We start from the raw sequence: 4,930 nt of genomic DNA on the forward strand, positions 1-4,930 counted from the left end.
GACTGAGGACTGTTTTTGACTACCTCTGCTAAAAAGCCCGAGATTGTCGCGGTCGTACCTCCCTCACAATGACGATTTTATGGGTTGTTGTTGTAGGAATTGTTTATTTGTTTATCTGTTTATTTGGAATTTGACTGCGAACTGTTGACTGTTTTTGACTGCTGACTGGAGACTGCCGACTGCGGACTGGTAATTTGTTTATTCGTAACACATAACTCTAAGTACTTTAGGCACTTTAAGTACTCTAAGTACTTCTTCTTGTTTATTCGGAATTTGACTGTTGACTGAGGACTGTTTTTGACTGCCGACTGTGGACTGAAGACTGAGGACTGTTCTTGACTGTGGACTACTTACTGCCAACTTCTTACAAAAGGTAAATCCCATCTTTTTCTATGCGAATAATTTTTTGTTTGTAAAGTGAGCCAATTGATTTTTTAAAAGTTTTTTTACTCATTTCCAAAACAGATTTTATTTGGATAGGATCACTTTTATCGTTTAGTGCCAAAAAACCTTTGTTATTTTCCAATTCCAAAAGTATTTTTTTTGCATTTGGTTCAATGTTCTCGTAACCTTGTTTTTGTATGCTTACATCTATTTTATTATCTTCTCTGATATTTTTGACAAAACCCTGAAGCTTCTCTCCTACTTTAATTTTTTTAAATATTTCATTGTGATAAATCAAACCGATGTGCAGACTGTTGATAATTACATTTACTCCAAGGTCAGTTTTTTCAAAAACAAGCAATTCTATTTTTTCGTTAATTTCTACTGTTATCTTTTCATTATCACAATACTTTTTTATTTTAGTTGAAGCCGCAAGTCTGCCTGTTTTTTCATCTAAAAATAAATAAACGACAATCAATTCGTCTTTTTGCATCCTTGTATTTTGTTCTGAAAAAGGGAGAAGCAGGTCTTTTTCTAATCCCCAATCAAGAAAAGCACCAAATTTATTAACTTCTTTTACTTGCAAACAAGCAAATTCATTGAGTTTTATTTTTGGTTCCAGTGTAGTAGCAACTATTCTGTCTTCCGAATCTTTGTAAATAAAAACATCAATTTCATCATCAACCTCAATGTTTTCAGGAACATATTTGTTTGGCAAAAGAACATCATTGCCTTCATTATCACCAAGATAAACGCCTACGCTTTTGTGCCTAAGAACTTTAAGAACATTATTTTTCCCTATTTCTATCATGAGTTTTTTAATTTATGTTATGCAATTCCGTCATCCTTTCTCTTGTATCCTGTATCTTGTATCTTGTATCCTGTATCTTGCATCTTAAACTATTTCACAACAATCTTTTCTGTTTTTAAAATTCCTTCTCCGCTTACTTTTACAAAATAAATTCCTTTATTTAAAGATGAAACATCAATTACTTCCGATGAATGCTTTTTGGAATTATTAATAAGTTTTGAAAGAACTTTTTTTCCTTGTAAATCAAAAATTTCCAATGATATTGTTTTTACTTTAAAGCCGTTTGTTTCAATATTAAGTTCTTTATCAGCAGGATTTGGCCATGCAGAAATAAAGATGCTTCTCGATAATTCATCCAGTGAATTTGTTTCGTAAGCAACAGTAAAATCATAAATTATACTTCTTCCAAAATCATTTTGAAAAGTTTTCAAAGTTTGTCCTGTGTTTACATCCCTTAACCTAAGGTAGCCACTTCCTGAGCTAGGACGTGCCCAAAATGAAAGACCGTCATTATCTCCATCAAGTAATTCATAGGTGTAACATCCGTCAGGCAAATCAATTGTATCAAGATAAACTTTTGTATTTTCCAAATTAGTTCGGGAGAAAACTATATTTCCATCTTTATCTTTTATTGTAAATGAATTTGTAAAAGCACGTTTGTTTGTTTTCAATTGGAAAATAAATTTTTCAGTAAAAACATCCGGAATGTTGTATTCTCTTTCGCAAATATTATTGTTTGAATATTCGTCAGTACCTCCATTAGGTTTAGAAATTTCTACATGAAAAATGTTTTTTTCTTCATCTGTTTCCCAAAATTCCACTCCGGGAATAGGAAGATGTATTGTGTCGGCTTCCATAAAATCAAGTTCACCTGTCCATTCATAACTTTCACTATCACCACCTTTTACATAAAAATCAAAAGTAAGTGAGGTAAGCTTCTGTTTTCCTGTATTTTTTATTACAACTTTTGGCAAACTACAAATAGGATTTATCCTGTTGTAAAGCTCATTTTTATTGGGAGAAATAACTTCAACAATAGAAGCATCAAGATTAAAATTTGGCTCATCATAAGAAATTAATTGAACAGTAACCCAATAATTACCACTTTCTCCGCTTTTATATGCTTGCATTCCATAGTCAATTGAAGCTGTTTCACCTGGATTTACAAGATGTGAAATATCCCAATTAAAAGTTTTGGCAAAACTTCCTGGGCACCATCCTGCACGGTCATAAATCCATGTTCCACCTTGAGGATAAACGGGATTTTCGGCACATTCTTTCCAATTCAACCACTCAAATTCTTTAGTTCCGTTTATTTTTAAATTAAAGTATTTAGGACAAAATTCCGAGCAGTTGCTTACACTTCCCATCCCGTGTCCTGTAGCTCTTGTTTTAATAATATATTGTGATGCATTTGGATTCAGCTTTACATCAACTGCCGGCAATGCAATATTATCGGCAATTTGTGTGTGCTGATAATTTCCACGCCAGATGGTTTTTAATTCAACAACATCTCTTGGAGGTGTTCCTTTTATCATCACAAATTTAAGGTCAATAAGTTCTTGTTGATTTCCAGCACTTATATCAACGGTATCGTGTAGCCAAGGCTTGTAATCTGTTACATCATAAATCCATGTAAAACCGTCTTTTCCAAGGTTTAGGTTAATGCCGTAAGGGGTTACATAATTTTGAATTTGATGAATTTTTGATTTATAACTATTCCTGAATATCTGATCAGCTTGTTTATATCCTGAAATTATTTTTTCACCATTAGGTTTAAATGTAAAAGTATTTCCTGCTTCCCATCCTATAAAAGTATCAATATTTGTTTGACCAATTCCACTTCCGCTAAAATCTTTTGAAAGTGATTTCTCAATAACCGATAGTTTTGAATTCATAATTGTATCGGCAGTTATAATTGAGTCAATATGAGAAATATAATTAGCTTGAACAAAAGTAACATTTGGTCTTTCCTTTGAAGTTTGTGAATTTTTTAATAATTCACTACCATTAAAGTTTCTCCACTGTGGAAGTCCTATCATTACTCCCTTAGTTTTGTTAGCTGAATTGTCTGTAAGCAAATATCCGTTTTCGGTATTCATCGGATAATAAACAAGCAAGCTTGAATAATTAGGATGTAAATTATCTAATTCTTTATACATCCAATTATTTATTTCAGTCTCACTAACAGCAGTATTCCATATTCTAACATCATCAAAATCTGCTTTTAAACCCGAGACAGAAGCAATTGTTAAAGGCATATCACTTGTAAATGTTGTTGTAGGAATGCTTCCATTATAGGTTAAATTAATTTCCACACCATTTACAAAAAGCCTGAGTTTTTCGGCATTTGTTGATTTTGTACCGTCATAAGTTACAGCAAGATGTGTCCATTCATCAAGTTTAATGACATCGTTTTTATATCCGTAAGTATTGTTGGGATTTCTCATTATGCAATACAAACTTCCTTTTTTGGAGCCTGTTTGAATAGAAATTTTCCCTGCCTTAGTTAATATACTTTTCCATGATTTCCATTCGTGAATATTTACCCATGTTTCAAATGTATAAGCTGTTGTACCGTCAAGTTCATCAATATCACCACAATTTACATAATCATTTTCACCATCAAAAGACAAATATGAATCTTCGGTTGAAGTGCTTATGCAAGAGTTAAAACTTGTTGTATCTCCCATTACGGTATTATCACTTCCTGCATTTGCATTTGTAAAACTAATTTCTACAATTATATTATCAGAACCATTCCAGCTAAATGCATTAAAAAAGTTTATGCTATTTAATCCAGTATTTTGAAAACTTGAATTTTTAAAATAAACTTTTGTAAAACCTTCGGTTTCAATTTTGTCTAAAGCTGTTAATGAAGTATGTTTTATTTTTATTGAAAGATTATTAATTTCACTTCCTTGTGAAATAATATCAAACTTCATTTTATCAATATTTCCTGCTGTTAATCCTGCATTTAATAATTCTGATGCTGTCCATAGATATTGTGTTTTGCTTCTTGTTTTATTTGTGTTAAATGGTAATATTTGAGTGGTTGTTCCTGAGGATAATGTATAATCATTTTCCGATTTTATAGTGTCATAAATAATTGTGTATTGATATTTTTGATAAATTGAATAAACAGCAGTGTTTGAAAAAAGAATTGAATCGGGAGCATTGTTTGTGCCTTTTACAAAAAATGGAGCATCAGTATTTTCGTATTCATAAAGGCGTGTAAAAGTAGAATAATCCCATTCTCCGCAAGCGTATTTGTCTTTGGTAGTTGCCGCATCGCATTTTAAGGTGTAGTACATCAATATTTTTTCAAAAGAAGCAGTATCAGAAGGAAAAACATACCAACCTCTTCTTTTTGTTATATCTTGAAAATCTAATGTTTGAACTATTGTTGTGTCTTGTGCATTTGATTTTTTATTGAATAAAAAAATAAATGCAAAACAAGTAAATATTGCAATAACACCTATTCTTAATGAGAAAATTTTTGTTTTCATAGTATTCTTATTAAAAAATGAATTTGATTTTGAATAGCAAATATGTACAAATATTTTGTATATTACTAATATTTATACCAAGTATATTTTTTGTTAATTATTATTTAGTGTCTCTAAGAAAACTCTGCAAAATTAGATTCCTATCTTTTTGCGATATTTTTATCTTTCTCAACTCACTGATGCTAAGGCATCGCCTCGTCTCAAAAAATAAAAATCTCATCAAAAA

At 31.2% G+C, this 4,930-nt stretch carries 2 protein-coding genes; both read right to left on the minus strand.

The features are described from left to right. Positions 1-364: 364 nt before the first annotated feature. Positions 365-1,195, minus strand: coding sequence for a S1-like domain-containing RNA-binding protein (locus U9R42_02465; protein MEA3494877.1), 831 nt, complete (start codon positions 1,193-1,195; stop codon positions 365-367). Positions 1,196-1,284: 89 nt separating this feature from the next. Then, positions 1,285-4,704 (minus strand): LamG-like jellyroll fold domain-containing protein, encoded by a 3,420-nt coding sequence (locus U9R42_02470; GenBank protein MEA3494878.1) that lies wholly within the window; start codon positions 4,702-4,704, stop codon positions 1,285-1,287. Positions 4,705-4,930 lie beyond the last annotated feature (226 nt).

It is taken from the genome of Bacteroidota bacterium (assembly GCA_034723125.1).
Taxonomy (GTDB): Bacteria; Bacteroidota; Bacteroidia; order CAILMK01; family JAAYUY01; genus JAYEOP01.